This is a genomic window from Pseudomonas sp. O230 (assembly GCF_045447035.1).
GTDB lineage: Bacteria > Pseudomonadota > Gammaproteobacteria > Pseudomonadales > Pseudomonadaceae > Aquipseudomonas.
In genome coordinates, this window is the sequence record NZ_JBJGXN010000012.1 from 90,907 (window position 1) to 112,072 (window position 21,166).

23 protein-coding genes are annotated in these 21,166 nt (G+C 58.7%); 12 read left to right on the forward strand and 11 right to left on the reverse strand.

Going from position 1 to position 21,166, the window contains the following annotated elements; translation table 11 throughout:
• Positions 1 to 68: 68 nt before the first annotated feature.
• From ACI77H_RS25475 to ACI77H_RS25500, 6 genes are all read right to left on the reverse strand, one after another.
• On the reverse strand, positions 69 to 407 hold the full coding sequence (locus ACI77H_RS25475; RefSeq protein WP_407014374.1) for a HopJ type III effector protein: 339 nt from the start codon (positions 405 to 407) through the stop codon (positions 69 to 71).
• Entirely contained in the window at positions 400 to 696 is a 297-nt protein-coding gene (locus ACI77H_RS25480) for a DUF1244 domain-containing protein (RefSeq protein WP_017336573.1), read from the reverse strand. The genes ACI77H_RS25475 and ACI77H_RS25480 overlap by 8 nt, the downstream gene beginning before the upstream one ends.
• Before the next feature lie 68 nt (positions 697 to 764).
• Entirely contained in the window at positions 765 to 1,136 is a 372-nt protein-coding gene (gene folX / locus ACI77H_RS25485; RefSeq protein WP_407014375.1) for a dihydroneopterin triphosphate 2'-epimerase, read from the reverse strand.
• Between the two features lie 2 nt (positions 1,137 to 1,138).
• Positions 1,139 to 1,714, reverse strand: a complete 576-nt coding sequence (gene folE / locus ACI77H_RS25490; protein WP_407014376.1) for a GTP cyclohydrolase I FolE — start codon at positions 1,712 to 1,714, stop codon at positions 1,139 to 1,141.
• Positions 1,715 to 1,735: 21 nt separating this feature from the next.
• Positions 1,736 to 2,446: a dihydromonapterin reductase gene (folM, locus tag ACI77H_RS25495; RefSeq protein WP_407014377.1), complete on the reverse strand. Its 711-nt coding sequence runs from the start codon at positions 2,444 to 2,446 to the stop codon at positions 1,736 to 1,738.
• A 141-nt stretch (positions 2,447 to 2,587) separates the two neighbouring features.
• Positions 2,588 to 3,151, reverse strand: a complete 564-nt coding sequence (locus ACI77H_RS25500) for an antibiotic biosynthesis monooxygenase (protein ID WP_407014378.1) — start codon at positions 3,149 to 3,151, stop codon at positions 2,588 to 2,590.
• A 210-nt stretch (positions 3,152 to 3,361) separates the two neighbouring features.
• Between ACI77H_RS25500 and ACI77H_RS25505 the strand changes: the two genes are divergently transcribed.
• Positions 3,362 to 4,321, forward strand: coding sequence for a MerR family transcriptional regulator (locus tag ACI77H_RS25505; RefSeq protein WP_407014379.1), 960 nt, complete (start codon positions 3,362 to 3,364; stop codon positions 4,319 to 4,321).
• 1 nt (position 4,322) lies between these two features.
• Here ACI77H_RS25505 and ACI77H_RS25510 read toward each other — a convergent pair whose 3' ends face one another.
• Together ACI77H_RS25510 and ACI77H_RS25515 are read right to left on the reverse strand one after the other, a co-directional pair.
• The gene (locus ACI77H_RS25510) at positions 4,323 to 4,928 is read right to left on the reverse strand and encodes a hypothetical protein (protein WP_407014380.1); all 606 of its coding nucleotides are present in this window, start codon (positions 4,926 to 4,928) and stop codon (positions 4,323 to 4,325) included.
• A 54-nt stretch (positions 4,929 to 4,982) separates the two neighbouring features.
• Complete coding sequence (locus tag ACI77H_RS25515) at positions 4,983 to 5,459, reverse strand: PAS domain-containing protein (RefSeq protein ID WP_407014381.1); 477 nt, start codon at positions 5,457 to 5,459, stop codon at positions 4,983 to 4,985.
• 143 nt (positions 5,460 to 5,602) lie between these two features.
• On the opposite strand from ACI77H_RS25515, the gene ACI77H_RS25520 reads away from it, so the two are divergent.
• The gene (locus tag ACI77H_RS25520; protein ID WP_407014382.1) at positions 5,603 to 6,058 is read left to right on the forward strand and encodes a flavodoxin; all 456 of its coding nucleotides are present in this window, start codon (positions 5,603 to 5,605) and stop codon (positions 6,056 to 6,058) included.
• Here the strand turns inward: ACI77H_RS25520 and ACI77H_RS25525 are convergent.
• Positions 6,039 to 6,935: a LysR family transcriptional regulator gene (locus ACI77H_RS25525; RefSeq protein WP_407014383.1), complete on the reverse strand. Its 897-nt coding sequence runs from the start codon at positions 6,933 to 6,935 to the stop codon at positions 6,039 to 6,041. The genes ACI77H_RS25520 and ACI77H_RS25525 overlap by 20 nt on opposite strands.
• 96 nt (positions 6,936 to 7,031) lie before the next feature.
• Between ACI77H_RS25525 and ACI77H_RS25530 the strand changes: the two genes are divergently transcribed.
• The 5 genes from ACI77H_RS25530 (at position 7,032) to ACI77H_RS25550 (ending at position 11,086) form a co-directional block, all read left to right on the forward strand.
• On the forward strand, positions 7,032 to 7,418 hold the full coding sequence (locus ACI77H_RS25530; protein ID WP_407014384.1) for a CidA/LrgA family protein: 387 nt from the start codon (positions 7,032 to 7,034) through the stop codon (positions 7,416 to 7,418).
• Positions 7,408 to 8,094, forward strand: a complete 687-nt coding sequence (locus tag ACI77H_RS25535; protein ID WP_407014385.1) for an LrgB family protein — start codon at positions 7,408 to 7,410, stop codon at positions 8,092 to 8,094. The genes ACI77H_RS25530 and ACI77H_RS25535 overlap by 11 nt, the downstream gene beginning before the upstream one ends.
• A gap of 131 nt (positions 8,095 to 8,225) precedes the next feature.
• On the forward strand, positions 8,226 to 9,008 hold the full coding sequence (locus tag ACI77H_RS25540; RefSeq protein WP_407014386.1) for a class II aldolase/adducin family protein: 783 nt from the start codon (positions 8,226 to 8,228) through the stop codon (positions 9,006 to 9,008).
• Positions 9,008 to 9,910, forward strand: a complete 903-nt coding sequence (locus tag ACI77H_RS25545; protein ID WP_407014387.1) for an alpha/beta fold hydrolase — start codon at positions 9,008 to 9,010, stop codon at positions 9,908 to 9,910. Before ACI77H_RS25540 ends, ACI77H_RS25545 begins: the two co-directional genes overlap by 1 nt.
• A 264-nt stretch (positions 9,911 to 10,174) precedes the next feature.
• Positions 10,175 to 11,086, forward strand: coding sequence for an SDR family oxidoreductase (locus ACI77H_RS25550; RefSeq protein ID WP_407014388.1), 912 nt, complete (start codon positions 10,175 to 10,177; stop codon positions 11,084 to 11,086).
• A gap of 74 nt (positions 11,087 to 11,160) precedes the next feature.
• On the opposite strand, the gene ACI77H_RS25555 is transcribed toward ACI77H_RS25550, so the two are convergent.
• Positions 11,161 to 11,928, reverse strand: a complete 768-nt coding sequence (locus ACI77H_RS25555; protein ID WP_407014389.1) for an N-acetylmuramoyl-L-alanine amidase — start codon at positions 11,926 to 11,928, stop codon at positions 11,161 to 11,163.
• 587 nt (positions 11,929 to 12,515) lie between these two features.
• Between ACI77H_RS25555 and ACI77H_RS25560 the strand changes: the two genes are divergently transcribed.
• The 4 genes from ACI77H_RS25560 to ACI77H_RS25575 all read left to right on the forward strand — a co-directional run bounded on the left by ACI77H_RS25560 (position 12,516) and on the right by ACI77H_RS25575 (position 18,873).
• On the forward strand, positions 12,516 to 14,309 hold the full coding sequence (locus ACI77H_RS25560; protein ID WP_407014390.1) for a DUF1302 domain-containing protein: 1,794 nt from the start codon (positions 12,516 to 12,518) through the stop codon (positions 14,307 to 14,309).
• Between the two features lie 23 nt (positions 14,310 to 14,332).
• Positions 14,333 to 15,700 (forward strand): DUF1329 domain-containing protein, encoded by a 1,368-nt coding sequence (locus ACI77H_RS25565; protein ID WP_407014391.1) that lies wholly within the window; start codon positions 14,333 to 14,335, stop codon positions 15,698 to 15,700.
• 140 nt (positions 15,701 to 15,840) lie between these two features.
• On the forward strand, positions 15,841 to 18,396 hold the full coding sequence (locus tag ACI77H_RS25570) for a LuxR C-terminal-related transcriptional regulator (RefSeq protein ID WP_407014392.1): 2,556 nt from the start codon (positions 15,841 to 15,843) through the stop codon (positions 18,394 to 18,396).
• Between the two features lie 141 nt (positions 18,397 to 18,537).
• On the forward strand, positions 18,538 to 18,873 hold the full coding sequence (locus tag ACI77H_RS25575; RefSeq protein WP_407014537.1) for a hypothetical protein: 336 nt from the start codon (positions 18,538 to 18,540) through the stop codon (positions 18,871 to 18,873).
• 25 nt (positions 18,874 to 18,898) lie between these two features.
• Here ACI77H_RS25575 and ACI77H_RS25580 read toward each other — a convergent pair whose 3' ends face one another.
• Positions 18,899 to 19,693, reverse strand: coding sequence for an IclR family transcriptional regulator (locus tag ACI77H_RS25580; RefSeq protein WP_407014393.1), 795 nt, complete (start codon positions 19,691 to 19,693; stop codon positions 18,899 to 18,901).
• A gap of 165 nt (positions 19,694 to 19,858) precedes the next feature.
• Between ACI77H_RS25580 and hmgA the strand changes: the two genes are divergently transcribed.
• Positions 19,859 to 21,163 (forward strand): homogentisate 1,2-dioxygenase, encoded by a 1,305-nt coding sequence (hmgA, locus tag ACI77H_RS25585; RefSeq protein WP_407014394.1) that lies wholly within the window; start codon positions 19,859 to 19,861, stop codon positions 21,161 to 21,163.
• The last annotated feature ends 3 nt before the right edge of the window (positions 21,164 to 21,166 follow it).

Here is a 21,166-nt window from a genome sequence, read left to right on the forward strand (position 1 = left end):
GGCGATGCACGAGTCGAGGGACCCATCGCCGGCAAGCCGGCTCCTACAGGGTTGGTGTCATTCAGAAATCAGCGGCGGGTCAGTGGTTGTTGAGTGAATTTCACGCCGGCCAAACCGTGAGTAATCAACGCACGGATGTTGCCGTGATCGCTGCCAGCGGGTGTGGCCACGACGGCGCGGTAATGCTCGCCAAACGCCAGCAGCGCCTCTTCATCACTCAACCCTTCCAGCAGCGCCAGACCCAGGGTTTTGCACGAACCTTCGTTCTGCCCGGCCGCATTTTCCACGCCGCCGTTGTTGAACGCCTGTGGCTGGTAGTCATAGCCGGCGGCGATGAAGGCCAGGGTGTCGGCAAAGGCGTGTTCGCCGCTCTTGAGGCTGGCGCGCAGGGTGTTCAAATCACTCATTGGGTTTTCCTTTGGCGAACGCCGCTTGTTGCTCGGCGCTGGCTTCTTGCTGGTATTGGGCTTTCCACTCGGCGTACGGCATCCCGTAGACGACTTCGCGGGCGTCGTCGAGGCTGACCTCGATCTGGCGTTCGTCAGCCGCGGCCTTGTACCACTTGGACAGGCAGTTGCGGCAGAAACCCGAGAGGTTCATCAGGTCGATGTTCTGCACATCCTTGCGGCTGTCCAGATGCGCGACCAGCCGGCGGAAGGCGGCGGCTTCAAGTTCGAGGCGTTGTTGATCGTTCATGGCGGGCTCTGTGCAATCGAATCGTGGCGCGGATGATAAAAGTCTGGCGCACGATACGCCAGACGCGGTCAGCGGCTTGCGGCCAGGGTGATCGACACCGACTCGGCGAAACGCAGCGCGTGGGGCTTGTCGACTTCGACCTCGGCGTACAACACCGACGGATTCGCCATGACCAGATCGAGAATTTCCTGGGTCAGGCGTTCGAGCAGGGCAAAGCGATTGCCTTCCACGTGAGCGATGATCGCTTTGGTGATGGTCCGGTAATTCAGTGCGTGATCGATGTCGTTGTCACGCACCGCTTCCTGGGCTGCATACAGGATCGTCAGGTTGATCAGCACGTCCTGCTTGTTAAGGATTTCATCCTCGTTGATCCCGATGAACGTCCGCAGGCACAGGTCCTTGACCCGGATACGTGCCATTCCTGGTTGAAGTTGTGGCATTGCTACTTGCTCCGTCCAATCAATTGCAGAAACTCCTGGCGGGTGTTGCTCGACTCGCGGAAGGCGCCGAGCATCACCGAGGTGTTCATGGTCGAATTCTGTTTCTCGACGCCGCGCATCATCATGCACATGTGCCTGGCTTCGATGACCACCGCGACACCGGCGGCGTCGGTCACTTGCTGCACTGCGTCGGCGATTTGCCGGGTGAGGTTTTCCTGGATTTGCAGGCGCCGGGCGAACATGTCCACCAACCGCGCAATCTTCGACAGGCCCAGCACTTTACCCGTTGGAATATAAGCCACATGCGCCTTGCCAATGAAGGGCAGCAAGTGATGTTCACAGAGTGAGTACAGCTCGATGTTGTCGACAATGATCATTTCATCATTGTCGGAGGCGAACAACGCGCCGTTGACGATCTCTTCGACACTTTGCTCGTAACCATGACACAGGTACTGCATGGCTTTGGCCGCACGCGCCGGCGTATCGAGCAGGCCTTCGCGGTCGGGGTTTTCACCAAGGCCGATGAGGATCTCGCGGTAGTTCTGGGACAGGGCATTCTGGGGCCGGGATAACGTCATGAAATATCCTCACGGGGCAACTTATTTGAGGTGCCGTCCGCCGTTGACGGTCAAGGTGGTGCCGGTGACATAAGGGTTGTCGAGCAAATAACGCAGACTCTGGTAGATCACTTCGCTGCCGGGTTCGATACCCAATGCGGATTTGGCCAAAGCCTTGGCGCGGTACGCCGCATCGTCGTCAGGATTGAACAGTAGCAGGGCGGGGGCGATGCCGTTGACCTTGATGTCTGGCGCGTACTTCGCTGCGAAGGACAGGGTCAGGCTGTCGAGCCCGGCTTTGCTGGCACAGTAGCCGATGTGTTTGCTGCTGCCCTTGCGCGTGACGTCATCGCTGATGTGCACGATGTCCGCCGGGGTCGAACGTTGCAACAAGTTCGCACAGTGCAGGTTGATCAGGTAGGGCGCCAGCATGTGCACGTTGAACATGTCGGTAAACGCTGCGGCATCGGTGTCAGGCGTTTCGGCCAGCCATTGGGAAGCGTTGTGGATGATGGCCCGCAGACAGTCGGCGTGGGTTTTCAGTTCGCTGATGAAAGCGAGAATCCCGCCTTCGCTGGAGAAGTCAGCGAAGATTGCCGTCGCCCCCAGATCACGCAATGCCTGCACGCCGGGGCGTTCAGTGCGATAGCTGAAAATCACCGCGTGGCCGTCTTCGAGCAATCGCTGCGCGCAATGCAGGCCGACACGCTGGCCGGCACCGGTGATGAGGATCGGGGCGGATGAAGAAGTCATGAACGGCTCGCGTCGCGGTAAGAGCAAAACTATACCAGCGAGCGGCCGCGTTCACCTATTGTGGGAGCGAGCTTGCTCGCGATGGGGCCGTAATATTCAACATCGTTGTTGGCTGTTACACCGCTATCGCGAGCAGGGGTATCAGCGGTTTTGGGGTTCGGCGGACAATGGACGTATTGGCGTGCTGTTCAGCCAGTTGGCCAGAATCCGGGTCGACAGCGGAATAAAGAAGTAGACCATCAGCGGTGTCAGGCACAGCGTGCTGATGAATACCCGAGGCAGCAGGCTCATTTCGCCGAGCAACGGCCCGAGCACAAAGTTGAACAGCAACGACACCGGGAAGAACGCCAGCCAGATCGCCACGGCCTGTTTCCAGCGCGGTGGACGTTGGCCGGCCGCGCCGAACCAGCCTTCGATGCCGCTCACACGATGTTCCGTCTTATGCGCAAACAAGTCGCTACCGCGTGCAAGCCACGCGGTACGCGAAGCCGAATGCTCCCACGCGTGCATGGTTTGCTCGTTGGCGAAGCGGAAAATGATCTGGAATTCGTCATCGTCGGGCGGCGGGGCCAGCACGCCCGAGCCGAGATAACCCTGGAAATCGGTGGCCAGTTGTTCGCCTTCGCGCAACCAGGCCATCAGGTCCTGATAACGCCCATCGGCGACGCGGCGCGCAACCATCAGCGTGACGGGTGAGGTAGACATCGTGTATCTCCGTATGAAAATCGCGTCACTCCGGATAGGAGTTTCGCCAGGCGCAGCGCCGGGGTGATGGGCTGCGTCTCGGAACAAGCAAGGATTATTCCGGATTCTACAGGTTATGCCGCTACAATCGTCGCCCATCAATGTGTTGAATGGTGATGGGGCAAGAGAGGTAGAATGGGATCCAATTTACACAAGGACGGTGACTACCCTATGCCTGTCATGATTGACGATGCCACTGGTTTTCAGCCTGTGCTCCCCCTTGAGCAGGATGAACTGTTTCCGATCCGTGAAGTGGCGCGGTTGACGGGTGTCAATCCGGTCACCTTGCGGGCGTGGGAGCGCCGTTATGGTCTGATACAGCCGATGCGCACCGAAAGCGGGCATCGCCTGTACACAATGACCGATATCGAGCGGGTCCGCAGTATCCTTGGCTGGATCGAACGTGGCGTCGCCGTCAGCAAGGTCAGCAAGATATTGGCCAAGACCGCGCCGCTTCAGGCGCTGTCGCACATCATCCCCAATGAACTGGTGCAGGCCGACTACGCGCAGTGGCAGGAACAGGTCAAAGCGGCGGTGAGTGTATTCGATGAGGTGCAGCTGGAGCAGGTTTATGGACAGATCTTTTCCAGTTACCCGCTGGCCGTGGTGTTTCAGGCCATCCTGATGCCACTCTGGAAGCAATTGTTGCAACGTCATGAAGCGTTCGGTCAGGCCAGCGAGTGGCTATTTCTGGACGCTTTTTTGCGTTCACGGGTGTTACAGCGGCTGCTGCTGGTGCGCGTCATGCAACCCCGGCGCGTGATTGTATGTCCCCTGAACGATCAATGTCGTGAGCTCGAGCTGTTGGTCACGGCGCTGTTTTTGAGCAGTGTCGATTCGGCCATTCAACTGCTGGCGATCGGTCAGCCCTTCGATGAACTGGCGCTGGTCTGCGAAAGGATCAAGCCCCGGGCGTTGGTGCTGGTTTCCAATCACGCGCCGACCAACGAATTGCCACGACGATTGAATCGTCTGGCGATGAGCCTGGATTGCCAGTTGATGCTGGCCGGTGATGCGTCGGAACTGGTGCAGGAGAGCCTGGACGGGTCGTCCATTGGCTGCCTGGGAAACGAAGGAATGCTGATGCGTCAGCGCCTGAAACAGTTCCTGGCCGGTAGCCTGGATACCTGAATCACAGATGCAGGGTCGGATGGGTCAGTCGATGCTGCTGAAGGATGTACTGGCGCAGGCGCTCTGTTTCGTCCTTGTCGCTCTGACTCAACTGATAGGCATAGAAGCCGTTCTCGGTTTCTTTCTCGAAGGTGCCGCGCAACGCGATACGTTCGTAGCCGGATGGGCTGAACCACAACGCGAAATGCTTGGGTGGTTTGGTCTTGTTGCGAACTTCCAGCAAAACCCCTTTGAACGACACTTCATGCACCCACATCGTGCCGGGTTGACCACCTGCATTTTCCAGGGCGACCGGTTCTTCGAGAACCAGGCGCCATGGGCGGACCGACGGCCCGTCTTCATAAATGCTGGGGACGCCGAGACGTAAATGCAGTGCATGAAACTCGTCTTCCACCAGATGCAGCGGGAAGGTCATTTGCTGATTTTCGAAGTTGGCCTGGATCGTGACTTGTTCATGAGCAGCAAGGCGCGTGAGCAAGTCACGGATTTGCGAACCACCATTTACAAGCAGACTCGACGTCGCATCCCGCACATTGAGTTGCGGGTTGTGTTGCATGGTCTGGATAAAATCCAGCTCATCCTGGGTCAGGAGTGCGTCGCGCTGCATGATTGGCTCGAAAGAAAAAGTTACAAAGTCATCGGTGATTGTAGTTAATGACAATTAATTAGTAGTTTTGTTTGCGCCGTTCGTCGGTTTGAGCGCAGCGAGCTCGGCCTGGAGCTCCGCCACTTGTGCTTCAAGCTGAGCTACCCGCTGCTGGGCCTTGACCTGTACGGTGACGTCTTTTTGCACGCCGATAAAATAAGTCTGACCGTCGCTCGGGTTTTTCACCGTCGAAAGCGACAGCTCGTTCCAGAAAGGCGTGCCGTCCTTGCGGTAGTTGCGCAGGATTTCCCGACAGGAGCCGCCACGGCTCAAAGCATCGCGGATCAAGGGCAGGGTTTCCTGATCGCGGTCACCTGATTGCAGAAAGCGGCAATCCTGGTAGAGGGCTTCTTCGCTGGTGTATCCGGTCATGCGTTCGAACGCCGGGTTGACGTAAATCAGGATGTTGTCCTGTTCACCTTCTTTTTCGGCGATCACGATGCCGTCGTTGGACGCGTTTATCACCATTTGCAGCAGTTGTGCGTTGATCATCGGAGAATCCTTTCCAGATTGATTGAGCGCAGCATTCTAAAAGAACTCTAGCGGCCTTCAATGCTTAATGAGAGCCAATCGCAGCTTTTTTGCTGCGGCTGTTAATATCCCTCATCTTTTTACTCAGCTTCAGGATCAGATTGATGAAAGTCGCCATTTTTTCGGGCTCGGTGTACGGCACGGCTGAAGAAGTCGCTCGCCACGCTGCGAATATTTTGAAAACCGCGGGCTTCGAGACCTTTTACAACCCGCGCGCAAGCCTTGCCGATGTTCAGGCGTTTGGCCCCGAAGCGTTTCTGGCAGTGACGTCGACCACGGGCATGGGTGAACTGCCGGACAATCTACAACCGTTGTATTTCGCCGTTCGCGACCAATTGCCGGCCGCCTGGCGTGGTTTGCCGGGGGCCGTGATCGGTTTGGGCGATGCGAGCTACGGCGATACGTTCTGTGGCGGCGGTGAACTGATGCGCGAGCTGTTCGCTGAACTGGGCATCCGCGAAGTGCAGCCGATGTTACGCCTGGACGCTAGCGAAAGCGTCACCCCGGAAACCGATGCCGAACCCTGGCTGGCGGAACTCGTCACTGCTCTGCGGGGTTGACCGGCCATTCGCGCAGCAAGGCGAGCCAGGCTTGCGCCGCTTTTGACAGGTACGCGCCCTGACGCCAGATGAAGGCAATGTCCCAGCGCAGAGAGCTCGGCGCGTTCAGGGTCAGGCGCACCACGCCTGGCCGAACCAGCCCGCGAGCCACCACTCGCGGCAATAACACCACGCCTTGGCCAGCGGCCACCAGCGCCGCAAGAAAGTCCGCCTGACCGCTGCGCCCGCCTTCCTTCGGCGTAAAGCCCAACTGCTGGCAGGCCTGCAGCAATCGGTCGTTGAGGACGAAACTGCGTTGATACAGCAGAAAGGGTGTGTCGGCCAATTCCTCCAACCCGATCACCGTTTTCGCCGCCAGCGGATGATCGACCGGTAGCAGGGCATCCAGGGGTTCGTCACAAAAGGGTTGAAAGGCGAACTGCGGGTCTTTTGTCAGCAGGCTGCCACCCAGTTCCAGTTCACCGCTCAACACGGCTTGCTCGATGTTCAGGCTGCCGCCTTCGATCAACTGAATGCTGATGTTGGGATAGCGTCGCCGGTACTCGGCAAACAGCCCGGCAAACAGTGCGTCGCTGCCCAGCAGCGGCAAACCCAGACGCAATTCGCCACGGGCCAGTTGGCTCAGGTCATCCAGCTCGCTGAGCAGTTCGGAGCGCAGTCGCAGCATGCCTTCGGCCCGCTGCAAAACCACGCTGCCAGCGGCGGTCAAGCGTAGCTGTGAACCCAGCCGTTCGAGCAGCGGTGTGCCGAGGCTCTGTTCCAACTGAGCGACTTGCTTGCTCACGGCTGATTGGCTGATGTGCAGGGACTTGGCGGCCTGGGTAAAGCCCCCTCGATGCATGACTTCGACGAAGCTGCGTAGCTGTTTGAATTCCATCTGCCTGATTCCAATTTGGAATGGCTTTGAGTCTAACAATTCGCTTCGGCGATAGCAGCCCGCTCCGTAAAATGGACGCCTGTGAGGACTGAAGACATGCACGCATCCACCCTGAAATACCTGGCTCGACTGACAACCGAATTAGCCGTGTTGCTGGCCATTTACTTGCTCGGCTGCGAAATGACCCTCTGGTTTGGCTGGCCGATTCCCGGTGGTGTCATCGGCATGCTGTTGTTGCTGCTGGCGTTTGCGCTGGGGCTGGTCAAACCGGCCGCGTTGCAAATGGGCGCTGGCCTGTTGATGGCCGAGATGCTGTTGTTCTTTATTCCGGCGTTGATGAGCTTGCTCGATTACGGCGCGCTGTTGCGCAGCGATGGTTGGCGGATTCTGCTGGTGATCGGCGTCAGTACGCTGATGGTGATGCTGGTCACGGCGGCTACCGTAGAGCTGGTGGTGCGGTGGAGGAGGTCCCGTGAAGCTTGAACTGATGCCGGTGTTCTGGCTGGCCTTCACGCTGTTGGCCTATTTGTTCAGCCGCTGGATCTATCGCCGCACCGGCCGCTACTTGTTGTCGCCGCTGATTTTGGTTCCGGCCCTGCTGTTGGCGCTCGCCGTGCCACTGCATACCGCATACGCCGAATACGCCAGCAACACCCATTGGCTGATGCTGATGCTGGGGCCGGTCACCGTCGCCTTCGCGGTGCCGATCTGGCAGCAGCGACAGAGGCTGATGCGGCATTGGTCGGCGTTGTTGTTGGGGATGCTGGCGGGGAGTGCGGCGTCCATCGGCAGCTCGTTTGGCCTCGCGAAAGCGCTGGCACTGGATAGCGCGGTGACGATGTCGCTGGTGCCGCGTTCGATCACCACGCCGTTTGCCATGCCCCTGGCTCACGATCTGGGTGGCGTGCCGGAACTGACGGCGGTGTTCGTGATGTTCACCGGTGTGTTTGGCGCGATGCTTGGCGGCATTTTGCTCAAGTGGTTGCCGTTGCGCAGCGCCTTGGCTCGGGGGGCACTATTTGGCGTCGGCGCTCACGGTGCCGGGGTCAGCCGGGCGCATGAAATAGGAGGGGAGGAAGGCTCGGTCGCGGGGCTGGTCATGGTGCTGACGGGGTTGCTGAATCTGTGCGCTGCACCTTTGCTGGCGGCGGTACTTTGACATGGATCCAAGCTACTTGGCCCACTGACTCGCTAGGCCATCAAGCTGGCTGCCAATGCAACTACACGAACCCGGGGGGCTGACTAGACTGCTACACGTGAGCAAAACTATAAGAACAGGAGTTCCTTGCCGTGAGCGTAGCCCCCGTCCAATCGCCCCACAGTGTCAAAGACCAGGTCAGTGCCGCCGAGTGGCAGACCCGCGTCGATCTGGCGGCCTGTTATCGCCTGGTCGCCCTGCATGGCTGGGATGATCTGATCTTCACGCACATTTCCGCCAAAGTACCCGGCACTGAAGATTTCCTGATCAACCCGTTCGGGTTGATGTTCCACGAGATTACCGCGTCGAGCCTGGTCAAGGTCGATCAGGCCGGCAACAAGCTGATGGACAGTCCTTACGAGATCAACCCGGCGGGTTACACCATCCACAGCGCCGTGCACGAAGTGCGGCACGATGTTGTCTGTGTATTGCACACGCACACGGCGGCAGGCGTCGCGGTGTCGGCGCAGAAACAAGGCATTTTGCCGATCAGCCAACAGTCGCTGTTTGTCCTGTCGAGCCTGGCGTATCACGCGTATGAAGGCGTTGCGCTGAACCACGAAGAGAAGGCACGTTTGCAAGCCGACCTCGGTGAAAACAATTTCCTGATGCTGCACAACCACGGGCTGCTGACCTGCGGCGGCACCATCGCTGACACGTTCCTGATGATGTTCACCTTCCAGCGCGCCTGCGATATCCAGGTGTTGGCGCAGAGCGGTGGTGCTGAACTGATTGCCATCGAACCGCAGATTCTGGCAGGCGCCAAGGCGATGATCGCCGGCGTCACCAAAAGTGCTCAAGGGATGGGCGGCGCACTGGCCTGGCCAGCGCTGTTGCGCAAACTCGATAAACAAGACGCGGGATATAAACTCTAATGCCTCTCGCCGAGATCCCTCTGAGTGCCTGGCGCAAACGCGGCCAGACGTTCGTCTTTCGTGGCCAGACTATTCGTTACTGGACGGCGGGGCAGGGTGAGCCGCTGTTGCTCATTCATGGTTTCCCGACCGCCAGTTGGGACTGGCATTACCTGTGGCAGCCGTTGGCCCAGCGCTATCGGCTGATTGCTTGCGACATGCTTGGCTTCGGCGATTCAGCCAAACCGATGGATCATGAATACAGCCTGTTGGAGCAGGCCGAACTGCAACAGGCGTTGCTGGCCCATTTGAACGTCGAGCAACCGGTGCACGTGCTCGCTCACGATTATGGTGACAGCGTGGCTCAGGAACTGTTGGCCCGGCATTACGAGGCGCGCATTCATCTCGCCAGTTGCGTGTTCCTCAATGGCGGCCTGTTTCCTGAAACCCATCGTCCGGTACTGATGCAAAAACTGTTGCTCAGCCCGTTGGGCTGGATGATCGGTCGCGCGTTTTCCCGTGAGGCGCTGGTGAAGAGTTTCCGTCAGATCTTCGGCCCGCACTCGCGTCCAACCGAGAGTGAGATGGATGACTTCTGGAGCCTGGTCGACAGCAATCACGGGCCACGGATCATGCACAAATTGATTGCCTACATCCCCGAGCGTCGAGTTCAGCGCGAGCGTTGGGTGAGTGCCATGCAGCGCGGTGACGTGCCGTTGCGGGTGATCGATGGCGAGGTCGATCCGATCTCCGGCAGGCACATGGTCGAACGCTATCGGGAGCTGATCCCGAACCCCGATACGGTCCTGTTGCCCGACATCGGCCATTACCCGCAAACCGAAGCGCCGGCGCAGGTGCTCAAGCACTATCTGGCGTTTCGCGACCGGTTGATTGCACCGCCGCTGAAAGTGGCGTGCTCGTAGACACCGCCGCAATCTTGCCGGCGAAGACGTCCTTGAGACTTGTGGTGCCCGTCAGATTGCCATCGCTGGCAAGCCAGCTCCTACAGTAGTTTTGTGTGGTCCTGTAGGCGCCGGCTTGTCGGCGATGGGCCGTGACGCGGTCCGCGAATTCATCATCCCCCCGCCTTATCGCGCACCATTCAGCGTCCCTCGTTTTCATTGTGACCCGCAGCGCCTTGCCTGACACTCGGACTCATTGTCCCCTGGCCTGCTGGAGTCCCCCTAATGAATGAGTCTGTGCGCTTCGAAGATAAAGTCGTGATCATCACGGGGGCCGGTGGTGGCCTGGGCCGCGCTCATGCGCTGTTGTTCGCGAAACAGGGCGCAAGGGTGCTGGTCAACGATCTCGGTGGCTCGGCGCAAGGCGAAGGTGCAAACGCTTCGGCAGCAGACCGTGTTGTGGCGCAAATCCGTGAGGCCGGCGGCATCGCCGAGGCCAACCATGACTCCGTCACCGACGGCGACAAAATCGTCCAGAACGCCTTAGACGTTTTCGGCCGTGTCGACGTGGTGGTCAACAACGCCGGGATCCTGCGGGACAAGACCTTCCACAAAATGGACGATGCCGATTGGGACCTGGTCTATCGCGTTCACGTCGAAGGCGCCTACAAAGTCACCCGCGCCGCCTGGCCCCATATGCGCGAGCAAAACTATGGTCGCGTGATCTTCACGGCATCGACCTCGGGGATTTACGGCAACTTCGGCCAGTCCAACTACGGCATGGCCAAACTCGGCCTCTACGGCCTGACCCGCACCCTGGCCATCGAAGGTCGCAAAAACAACATCCTGGTCAACGCCATCGCCCCAACCGGCGGCACCCGCATGACCGAAGGCCTGATCCCGCCGCAAGTGTTCGAACAACTCAAACCGGAACTGGTCAGCCCGCTGGTGGTGTACCTCGCCAGCGAAAACTGCGAGGAAACTTCGGGGCTGTTTGAAGTCGGTGGCGGCTGGATGGGCAAGGTGCGCTGGGAACGCAGCCTGGGCGCCGGGTTTGATCCGCGGGTCGGGTTTTCACCGGAAGATGTCGCGGCGCACTGGCAGCAGATCTGCGACTTCGAAGGCGCCGCGCATCCGAAGGACAACATCGAAGCGTTGAAGGAAATGATGGGCAATTTGCAGAAGTATTCACTCTAATGACGTCAGCAAGGCCATCGTCGATGGCCTTGCTGGTTGTGATGTTCAAACCTGGTTCTGGCTGGTTTGGGCAATCAGGGGAAATACTTGCTCACCAGCGCCGCCAGATTCGCTGCTGTTTGCGCGTCCATGACTCCGTCGTAATTTTCCTGGCGAAAGTGTAACTGAAATGCCCTGACAAGTTGGGTGAAGCCTTGTTCGGTTGAAGCACCGCTAACGTCGTACCCGTATGTCTTGAATAATTTGAGCAATTCGTCTCGGGCCGGAATCCCGCTTTCGATATAGCGTTCCTGGAAGATATTTTGAGTGGTGTCATCGAACCAGGCGCCGACACCTTTCAAATAAAGTGCGTGCCAGGGAAATTGCGGTCCCGGGTCGCTCTTGCGGCCTGGCGCAATATCAGAATGGCCTAGAACGTGGGTTGGCCTGATATCCGGGTAACGTTGCAGGATATTGAGTGCTAGTGCTTCAATCGCTGCCACTTGTTCTGGGTGATAGGGCGGAAAAGTGAATGCCCCGTCTTTAAAAGAAGCAAGGTTGACGATTTCTACACCAATGGCTGTGTCGTTCAAATTGCTGCGATTGCCCCAAAGACTTACGCCAGCGTGCCATGAGCGATTGTTCTCATCGACAAGGTTGAAGGTTTCTTGCTCGGTAAAACCCGCATTCAGATAACTCTGGTCCGTTATGTCAGGAATCAAATAGTGGGCGCTGACACTCGGCCCCGTCAGTGTGTTGACAGAACTGGAGAAATTGGCGGCGGTGTAGTGAAACGTCAGAAAGCGAATTCGGCCGTTGTAGCCTTTTATGGAACGATACGTGTTGTAATTAATAGGTTTCATGTGGAGTGCTCGTGATGAATAAATTTTAGTGGGCGCGCTCTTACAAAAGAGTGCGACGCTCTAAAGTTTTAATCATTCGGCATTTCGTATGTTTACAGGTTGGTGTAGTCACTTTCTGAAAGTGATGTAGGTGTTTAAAACCATCGCCCATAAAAAAGGCCGCTGCAAACGCAGCGGCCAAAGTAAGACGTTGGATCAAGGAGCTACAAATCAACGTCAGTGAACACGGGGCGATGAGTCGAAAGCTTCGATTCATCAGAAATCTGTCGCTAATGGCACGGACTGATCACACGCCATCGCTGTGTGCTGTCAGGCGGTTTGCCTTGAAAGCCCGGCAAGAATAAGCACTTGAGCCCAAAGGAAAAATAGCGATTACGGACATGCAGTGTTGCAGTCTGAGCAACAGTCTTGCGTTCATGCATCAGGATGATGAGCCTCCATCCACTTCATCCATACCTCGCGCATGTCCGTTCGCCGCAAGGCCATTCATCCTTTAGAGGTACACAACGAATACCTCCTTGGTGCGCTTATCGCTCCCGACCTTCGGCAGTAGGGTGTGGCCTTCTGTCACTCACCGGGGAAGACGCATGACAAAAACAACAATGCGCGCCATCTTCACGCCGCAGGCGCTGGCCGCTGCGGTTGCCTTGGGTTGCTGTGCCCAGGCGCAGGCCGTTTCATTCAACATTGGCGAAATCGAGGGGACATTCGACTCCTCGTTGTCCGTCGGCGCGAGCTGGGGCATGCGCGATGCCGATAAATCGCTGGTGGGCACCGTCAACGGCGGGACCGGCCAGGCGTCGACCGGTGACGATGGGCGTCTGAACTTCAAGAAGGGCGAAACCTACTCGAAGATCTTCAAGGGCATTCACGACCTCGAACTGAAGTACGGCGATACCGGCGTGTTTGTCCGTGGCAAGTATTGGTACGACTTCGAATTGAAGGACGAAGACCGCGAGTTCAAGCCGATCAGCGATCACAATCGCAAAGAGGGTTCCAAGTCTGCCGGCGCGCAGATCCTCGATGCGTTTGTCTATCACAACTATTCCATCGCCGATCTGCCGGGCACCGTGCGCGCCGGTAAACAGGTGGTCAGTTGGGGTGAAAGTACCTTCATCGGCAACTCGATCAACAGCATCAACCCGGTCGACGTTTCCGCGTTCCGCCGTCCTGGCGCAGAGATCAAGGAAGGCCTGATTCCGGTGAACATGCTGTTCGCCTCCCAGGGGCTGACCGACAAACTGACGGTGGAAGGGTTCTATCAACTGGAGTGGGATCAGACCGTTCTCGACAACTGCGGCACCTTCTTCGGGGGGGACGTGGCGGCAGACGGCTGCACCACCGGATACACCGTTGCCAGCCCGGCGATTGCACCTTTGCAACCGATCGCTGCGGCCTTTGGCCAAGGCTTTCAGGTCGGCAAGGAAGGGGTCATTGTTCCCCGTGGCGGCGACCGCGACGCCCGCGACTCCGGGCAATGGGGTACGGCGTTGCGCTGGCTGGGCGACGACACCGAGTACGGCCTGTACTTCATGAACTACCACAGCCGCACGCCGAATGTCGGCACCACCACCGCCGGGCCGGGGACGCTGGCACGGATTCCGGCCATCGTCGGCACCGCCAACGCCGTTGCACCCGGCACCGGTTCGGCCTTGGCCCAAAGCGTGATGCTCGGTCGCGGTCAGTACTACCTCGAGTACCCGGAAGACATCCGCCTCTACGGCGCGAGCTTCTCCACCACCTTGCCGACCGGCACCGCATGGACCGGCGAGATCAGCTATCGCCCCAACGCACCGGTGCAGGTCAACAGCACCGACCTGACACTGGCCTTGCTTAACCCGATTGCCGGCGGCGCGGCCTCGCCGATCGCCACGACGCCCGGCGCGGACAACAAAGGCTATCGCCGCAAGGAAGTGACGCAAATCCAGAGCACCCTGACGCACTTCATCGATCAAGTCGCCGGGGCCGACCGTCTGACCCTGGTGGGTGAGGCAGCCGTTGTCCACGTTGGCGGGCTGGAGGACAAAAGCAAGCTGCGTTACGGCCGCGATTCGGTCTACGGGCAGTACGGTTTCCACGGTGATACCGACGGTTTCGTCACTTCGACGTCCTGGGGCTACCGCGCCCGCGCGATCCTTGATTACAACAACGTCATCGCCGGGATCAATTTCAAACCCAACCTGTCGTGGTCCCATGACGTTGCCGGTTACGGTCCCAACGGGCTGTTCAACGAAGGCGCCAAGGCCATCAGCGTCGGCGTCGATGCGGACTATCGCAACACCTACACCGCGAGCCTCAGTTACACCGATTTCTTCGGTGGTGACTACAACACTCTGGAAGATCGCGACTTCCTGGCGCTGAGCTTTGGCGTGAACTTCTGATCTGGCTGAGAAGGATGATTTCAATGCGCAAGATGATTCTGCAATGCAGCGTTCTGGCCCTGAGCCTGTTGGCCGTCGATGTAATGGCCGCCGTGTCGCCGGAAGAAGCCAATAAACTCGGCACCAGCCTGACGCCGTTGGGCGCCGAGAAGGCCGGCAATGCCGATGGCTCGATTCCGGCCTGGACCGGCGGCCTTCCAAAAAACGCCGGCGCGGTGGACAGCAAAGGTTTCCTCGCCGACCCGTTCGCCAATGAAAAACCGCTGTTTACCATCACCGCGGCCACCGTCGACAAGTACAAGGACAAGCTCTCCGACGGTCAGATCGCGATGTTCAAACGCTACCCGGAGACCTACAAAATCCCGGTCTACCCGACCCACCGTACCGTGGCCTTGCCACCGGACATTTACGAGTCGGCCAAGCGCAGCGCGCTGAACGTGACGCCGATCAACGACGGCAATGGCCTGGCCAATTTCACCGGCAATCGCTACTACGCATTTCCGATTCCGAAGAACGGCGTCGAAGTCATCTGGAACCACGTCACCCGTTATCACGGCGGTAATTTGCGTCGCACCATCACCCAGGCCACGCCGCAGTCCAATGGCGACTTCACGGTGATCCGCTTCAAGGATGAGGTCGCGGTGCCTTCGCTGTTGGGTGACTTGAAACCGGGCAGCGACGAAAACGTCCTCAGCTACTTCAAGCAGGAAGTCACGGCGCCGGCGCGGTTGGCGGGCAACGTGCTGCTGGTTCACGAGACCCTCGATCAGGTCAAGGAACCGCGCAAGGCCTGGATCTACAACGCTGGCCAGCGTCGTGTACGGCGTGCACCGCAAGTGGCCTATGACGGCGTCGGCACCTCGTCCGACGGGTTGCGCACCACGGACAACTTCGACATGTTTTCCGGGGCACCGGATCGCTACGACTGGAAGCTGATCGGCAAGAAGGAAATGTACATCCCTTACAACAGCTACAAGCTCGACTCGCCCAACCTCAAGTACACCGATGTGATCAAGGCCGGGCATATCAATCAGGACCTGACGCGCTACGAGTTGCACCGGGTCTGGGAGATCGTCGCCACGGTCAAGCCCAATGAGCGGCACGTGTACGCCAAGCGTCACATGTACATCGACGAAGACAGCTGGCAGGTGGCGCTGGCCGACCACTACGACGGTCGCGGTCAACTGTGGCGCGTCGCGGAAGGTCATGCCCAGTTCTACTACGATCACCAGGTTCCGGCCTACACCGTTGAAGCGCTGTATGACTTGATCGCCGGTCGCTACATCGCACTGGGAATGAAGAACGAGGAGAAGCGCAGCTTTGAATTCGGTATCGATGCCAAAGCAGGTGACTACACGCCTGCAGCGCTGCGGAGTACAGGGGTGAGGTAATCATTCCTACAGCTCTTACAGAAAAAGGTGACTTTGCGGTCACCTTTTTTATAGGTGTCGATCAGTGTGTTGAATACTTCTTCAACAAGCCATGTGGAGAGGGCTAGGGTGGCGCCACAATTATAAAAAGGCGCACCACTATGACCGCCATGACCCCGTGTCTGGACCGTCCTGGACTCCTGCCCCGTTTGTCTTCCCATCATCAGTCTCGCGAGCGGCTGATCGAGCCGTTACTGGCCTCGACCGCGCGTGTGAAATTGCTCTGTGCGCCGGCCGGCAGTGGCAAGAGTGCGCTGCTCATCGAGTGCCTGTTGCAGGCGCCCGAGCAGTGCCGGGTCCGTTGGTTGCCGTTGGCGGGGGAGCCGATGAAGGCTGCCGATTTTCGGCAGCGGCTGGCCCAGGCGTTGGGATTGGCCTCGGCGGACGAAACCACCTTGCTGTCATCGCTGGCTCAATGGCAGACGCCGACCTGGCTGTGTCTCGACGACTATTGCCGCACGCCCAACCCGGAGCTGGACCTGTTACTCGACCGGTTGCTGGCCATCAGCAGCCCGATGATTACCTGGTGGCTAAGTGGTCGGCGCCGCCCGCAATGCAATTGGCCACGCTTGTTGCTCGCGGATGAACTGTACGACTGCGAGCGCGCGACGCTGGCCTTCACTCAAACGGAAATTGCCCGACTGCTGCATCACCTGGAACCGGAGCAGGCGGCGAAGCGTGCCAGCCGGATCATCGAACTCAGCGGTGGCTGGTGCGCAGGCGTGCGGATAGCGCTGCTGCAAAAATGCGACTGGTCGCGCAACGAGTCGCTGCACGGTCGCCCGGACACCCTGCACGATTACCTCGAACACGAACTGTTCGGCATGCTGACCCCAGAGTTGGCGGAAGCCTGGCGGGTGTTGGCCCACCTGCAGCGGTTCAATGCCCGGTTGTGCGACCACCTGTTCGGTGCAGGCGAGGGCGCCCAATGCCTGAGCACGTTGCAGGCGTTGGGCTGCTTCATCGAGCCCTGGCAGGACTCGACAGACTGGCTGCAGATTTTCACCCCCCTCACGCAATTGATGCGCGAAGAGCAATGGCCGGCGGGACGTTCCTGGCATCGTCGCGCCTGCCAATGGTTCGCCGCCGAGCTGGACTGGAAAGCCGCGTTTGAACAAGCCTTGCTGGCTGAGGAGTTCGAGGTCGCGGTCAGTCTGTTGCAGCATTTCAGTTTCGAGCACCTGTTCGAGGAGCAGACCGTGGTGCTGTTGTTGCGTTTGCATGAGCAAAAAGGCGAAGAGCTGATGCTCGGCTCGCCGCAACTGGTGGGGCTGATCACTGCGGCGTTGCTGTTTGCCGGGCGGTTCGAGCAGGCGGGTGAGTGTATCGAGCATTTGTCACGTTTCGCCCCTCAGCCGTCGGCGTTGCATCAGCGGCAGTTGATTGCACGTTGGCAAGCGATGCAGGGTTGGCTGCTGCATTTGCAGGGGCGCATGGGGCCTTCGCGCGCACATTTGCTGGAGGCGCTCGACGAACTCGACCCCACGCTCTGGACCGCTCGACTGATGTGCCTGTCAGGGCTGACCCAGCAAGCGCTGCTCCGGGGCGAACTCGACGTGGCGCAGGCTATCAACCGTGAGGCGTTGTGCCTGGCACGAGCGCAAGGTTCGCTGGTGTTCGAAGGGTTGCTGGAACTTGATCATGCGCAATTGCTTGAACAGCGTGGCGCATCCGGCCGGGCGGAAAATCTGCTGGCCAACATGCATGGCCTGCTCGTCCAGCAGCAACCGCTGGCCCAACCGCTGTTGGGGCGGATTGCCTTGCGTCGCGGACGTTTGAGCCTGTGTCAGGGGCAAGAAACGCAAGCGGCCGCGTATTTCGAAAGCGGCCTGCAAATCTGCCTGCGCAGCCAGGACAAACGCGTGCTTTATGGTTTCCTCGGCCTCGCGCAACTGGCTGCCAATCGCCAGGACTACGCCCAGGCGTTTGTTCTGCTGCGTGACGCTGAACGGTTGATGCAACAGCGGCGGATTCCAGACACGGTCTACCGCAGTGTTCTGTTGCAATTCAGCTGCCATTTCTGGCTACAGCAGGGCCGTGCGGATCTGGCCCATGAAGCCCTGACGCGGGTGCTGCGCCACTATCACGGTGCCCATGCGCGTCAGGCGCCGCCGGCGACGCTGGAGCTGATTCCCGGCCTCGAATTCCTGTTGGTGCTGACCGAGGTGTATCGGGGGCAGGCGCAAACCCCGCTGGTGCAGCTAGAGACCCAGTTGCACTGGGCGCAACAACGGGGAATGGCAGGGCTGCAAGCGCAATTGCAGCTGGCGCTGGCAGAAGTCGCCTGGTTGACGGGCGAAACGCCTGCTGCTCGCCAGTCGTTGCAGGAAGGTCTGGCAATAGTCGAGCGTTGCAACCTTCAACAGGTTCTTCGCGACTTTCAATTACGCCAGCCTCGCTTGCCAGAGGCGATGGGTCGTACTGATTCAGGGCTGACCCCTGAACCGGCGGCTTTGGTCCAGAACCGGTTAAGTCAACGTGAAATAGAAGTCCTTGAGTTGGTTGCCCAGGGGAACTCCAATCAACAAATAGCCGATCTATTGTTTATATCGTTACATACAGTTAAAACCCATGCGCGACGGATTAACGGAAAGTTGGGCGTTGCGCGTAGAACTCAAGCGGTGGCTAAGGCAAAAGTGCTGGGTATCGTTGTTTGAGTGGTGGTTATATATTTACGAATGCATACAAGTTTTAGAGTTACTTGTGTTGTTGGAATGTTTTATAAAGTGGGCGTCGGCCCGTCAATTTGTATTTATCTTTTTGAATGTAATTTGGCCGATCCCCTATTTATAGAAAGGATGCTGATTGTGAAGAATTATTTGTTGGAAGAAGTCAGTAAAAAACTGGCTGAGGTTTTCGGTGATATGAGTATTGTGATCAATGCCGATGAAACCTACCTGAATTCGGTAGTGGTCAACGACGAAGGAAAGCAGGTGGTTGATTACTCCGAAAGCTTGAGCTGGGCGATCATGGAGAAAGTGCAAGAGAATGAGCTGCCGGCGTTCAACGATGAATACGCAGGTATATTTTTCAAGCGATGGACTTTTGATAAAGATGATCGAGTGAGCGAATTGGATATCATCAACCTTAATAAAGCAGGTCGTGTTGTGGTCGAGTCCTACCGAAACAAGTAATCGATCCAGTAGGCGATCAACTTGATTAACCAGTGAAAGCGGATGGCTCATATCCCATTCGCCAACTCACGGCCCGCGTCGCCGCCAGCAATCGCTGCGCCGCCGGGCCGTTTTCGTCGGCGTGAAACAGTGACGCCGGGCCAACGATGGTCATGACGGCCACCACATTCCCGACTGCGTTGAACACCGGGGCTGACAACGCATCGACGCCGGGCATCAACAAGCCATGCACATGATGCAAGCCGCGATCACGGATCTGTTCGCACAAGGTTGTATAGGCCTGATCGTCCGCTAGCGCATGGGCATTGGCCTTGTGCAGTTCCTGCTCGCGCAACTCTACGGTTTCGCGTTTTGGCAGGAACGCGCCAAACACCAGGCCGGTGGAGGAACTGAGCAACGGCAATACCGAGCCCAATTGCGTGACCACGGTCACCGCGCGCACCGCCGGTTCGATATGCACCACGGTCGCGCCCTGATTGCCCCACACCGCCAGAAAACACGTTTCATTCAACTCATCGCGCAGTTCGGCCAGGGGCAGGGCGGCGACTTTCAGCACGTCCATACTGTTGAGTGCTGCCAGCCCCACACGCAGCGCTTCGCGGCCCAGGCCGTAGTGGTTGGTGGCGCTGTTCTGTTCGGCAAAACCGCTGGCGATCAATGCCTGCAAATAGCGGTGAACCTTGCTCGCCGGCATCTGCACATGCTCGGCCAGACGCGACAGTGACGTCGATGGCGATAACTCGGCCAATGCCTTGAGGATGTCGGTACCGACCTCGGCCGAGCGGACTTTCTGTTTATCGTTGCTGCGCGGCGTTTCCATGGAGGCGGTCTGATCCCGGGACGAATGGGCGTCTTTATAGCTTGACGGTCAATACCAATCAAATTACGTTATGCGTAATTGAATTACGATAAAAATAACCCAGGCGTGCCGCGACCTCTGCAACAGAGCGACAGGCCATTGCCTACTCCCTGTTCAGGAGGCTCCATGAACCTCGATTCAACGGCGCCCGCGCTGGCTTATCAGTCCGGCTTCGGCAACGAATTCAGCAGTGAAGCGTTGCCCGGCGCACTGCCCGTCGGCCAGAACTCCCCGCAAAAAGCCCCGTATGGCCTCTACACCGAACTGTTCTCCGGCACCGCGTTCACCATGGCTCGCGCCGAGGCACGGCGGACCTGGATGTACCGCATTCAGCCGTCGGCCAATCACCCGGCGTTCGTCAAACTGGATCGGCAACTGGCCGGCGGTCCGTTGGGTGAAGTCACCCCTAATCGCCTGCGTTGGAACCCGTTGGACATTCCGACTGAACCCACCGATTTCATCGACGGCCTGGTGAGCATGGCCGCCAACTCGGGTGCAGACAAACCGGCCGGTATCAGCATCTACAGCTACCGCGCCAACCGCTCCATGGAGCGCGTGTTCTTCAACGCCGATGGCGAACTGTTGCTGGTGCCTGAACTGGGTCGCCTGCGCATCGCCACCGAACTGGGCGTGCTGGAATTGGAGCCGCTGGAAATCGCCGTGCTGCCACGCGGTCTGAAATTTCGCGTCGAACTGCTCGACCCGCAAGCGCGCGGCTATATCGCCGAGAACCACGGCGCGCCACTGCGCCTGCCGGATCTGGGCCCTATCGGCAGCAACGGTCTGGCCAATCCGCGAGACTTCCTGAGCCCGGTCGCCCATTACGAAAACCTCAAACAACCGACCACTCTGGTGCAAAAATTCCTCGGCCAGTTGTGGGGCTGCGAACTCGATCACTCGCCGCTCAACGTGGTCGCCTGGCATGGCAACAACGTGCCGTACAAATATGACCTGCGCCGTTTCAACACCATCGGCACGGTCAGTTTCGACCACCCGGATCCGTCGATTTTCACCGTCCTGACCTCGCCGACCAGCGTCCACGGCCTGGCCAATCTGGACTTCGTGATCTTCCCGCCACGCTGGATGGTCGCCGAAAAAACCTTCCGGCCACCGTGGTTCCACCGCAACCTGATGAACGAATTCATGGGCCTGATCAAGGGCGAATACGACGCCAAGGCCGAAGGCTTCGTGCCCGGTGGCGCGTCGCTGCACAGCTGCATGAGCGCCCACGGCCCGGACGGTGAAACCTGCACCAAAGCGGTCAACGCCGACCTCGCCCCGGCGAAAATCGACAACACCATGGCCTTCATGTTCGAGACCAGCCAGGTGCTGCGCCCAAGCCAATTCGCCCTCGATTACCCGCAACTGCAAACCAACTACGATGCCTGCTGGGCCACGCTGCCCGCCACTTTCGACCCGACCCGGAGATAACCC

Bases quoted from the DNA above. Each gene is read 5' to 3' on its own strand.
- ACI77H_RS25475 (WP_407014374.1), bottom strand. From the start codon at position 407: ATGAGTGATTTGAACACCCTGCGCGCCAGCCTCAAGAGCGGCGAACAC.
- ACI77H_RS25480 (WP_017336573.1), bottom strand. From the start codon at position 696: ATGAACGATCAACAACGCCTCGAACTTGAAGCCGCCGCCTTCCGCCGG.
- folX (WP_407014375.1), bottom strand. From the start codon at position 1,136: ATGCCACAACTTCAACCAGGAATGGCACGTATCCGGGTCAAGGACCTG.
- folE (WP_407014376.1), bottom strand. From the start codon at position 1,714: ATGACGTTATCCCGGCCCCAGAATGCCCTGTCCCAGAACTACCGCGAG.
- folM (WP_407014377.1), bottom strand. From the start codon at position 2,446: ATGACTTCTTCATCCGCCCCGATCCTCATCACCGGTGCCGGCCAGCGT.
- ACI77H_RS25500 (WP_407014378.1), bottom strand. From the start codon at position 3,151: ATGTCTACCTCACCCGTCACGCTGATGGTTGCGCGCCGCGTCGCCGAT.
- ACI77H_RS25505 (WP_407014379.1), top strand. From the start codon at position 3,362: ATGCCTGTCATGATTGACGATGCCACTGGTTTTCAGCCTGTGCTCCCC.
- ACI77H_RS25510 (WP_407014380.1), bottom strand. From the start codon at position 4,928: ATGCAGCGCGACGCACTCCTGACCCAGGATGAGCTGGATTTTATCCAG.
- ACI77H_RS25515 (WP_407014381.1), bottom strand. From the start codon at position 5,459: ATGATCAACGCACAACTGCTGCAAATGGTGATAAACGCGTCCAACGAC.
- ACI77H_RS25520 (WP_407014382.1), top strand. From the start codon at position 5,603: ATGAAAGTCGCCATTTTTTCGGGCTCGGTGTACGGCACGGCTGAAGAA.
- ACI77H_RS25525 (WP_407014383.1), bottom strand. From the start codon at position 6,935: ATGGAATTCAAACAGCTACGCAGCTTCGTCGAAGTCATGCATCGAGGG.
- ACI77H_RS25530 (WP_407014384.1), top strand. From the start codon at position 7,032: ATGCACGCATCCACCCTGAAATACCTGGCTCGACTGACAACCGAATTA.
- ACI77H_RS25545 (WP_407014387.1), top strand. From the start codon at position 9,008: ATGCCTCTCGCCGAGATCCCTCTGAGTGCCTGGCGCAAACGCGGCCAG.
- ACI77H_RS25550 (WP_407014388.1), top strand. From the start codon at position 10,175: ATGAATGAGTCTGTGCGCTTCGAAGATAAAGTCGTGATCATCACGGGG.
- ACI77H_RS25555 (WP_407014389.1), bottom strand. From the start codon at position 11,928: ATGAAACCTATTAATTACAACACGTATCGTTCCATAAAAGGCTACAAC.
- ACI77H_RS25560 (WP_407014390.1), top strand. From the start codon at position 12,516: ATGACAAAAACAACAATGCGCGCCATCTTCACGCCGCAGGCGCTGGCC.
- ACI77H_RS25565 (WP_407014391.1), top strand. From the start codon at position 14,333: ATGCGCAAGATGATTCTGCAATGCAGCGTTCTGGCCCTGAGCCTGTTG.
- ACI77H_RS25570 (WP_407014392.1), top strand. From the start codon at position 15,841: ATGACCGCCATGACCCCGTGTCTGGACCGTCCTGGACTCCTGCCCCGT.
- ACI77H_RS25575 (WP_407014537.1), top strand. From the start codon at position 18,538: ATGCTGATTGTGAAGAATTATTTGTTGGAAGAAGTCAGTAAAAAACTG.
- ACI77H_RS25580 (WP_407014393.1), bottom strand. From the start codon at position 19,693: ATGGAAACGCCGCGCAGCAACGATAAACAGAAAGTCCGCTCGGCCGAG.
- hmgA (WP_407014394.1), top strand. From the start codon at position 19,859: ATGAACCTCGATTCAACGGCGCCCGCGCTGGCTTATCAGTCCGGCTTC.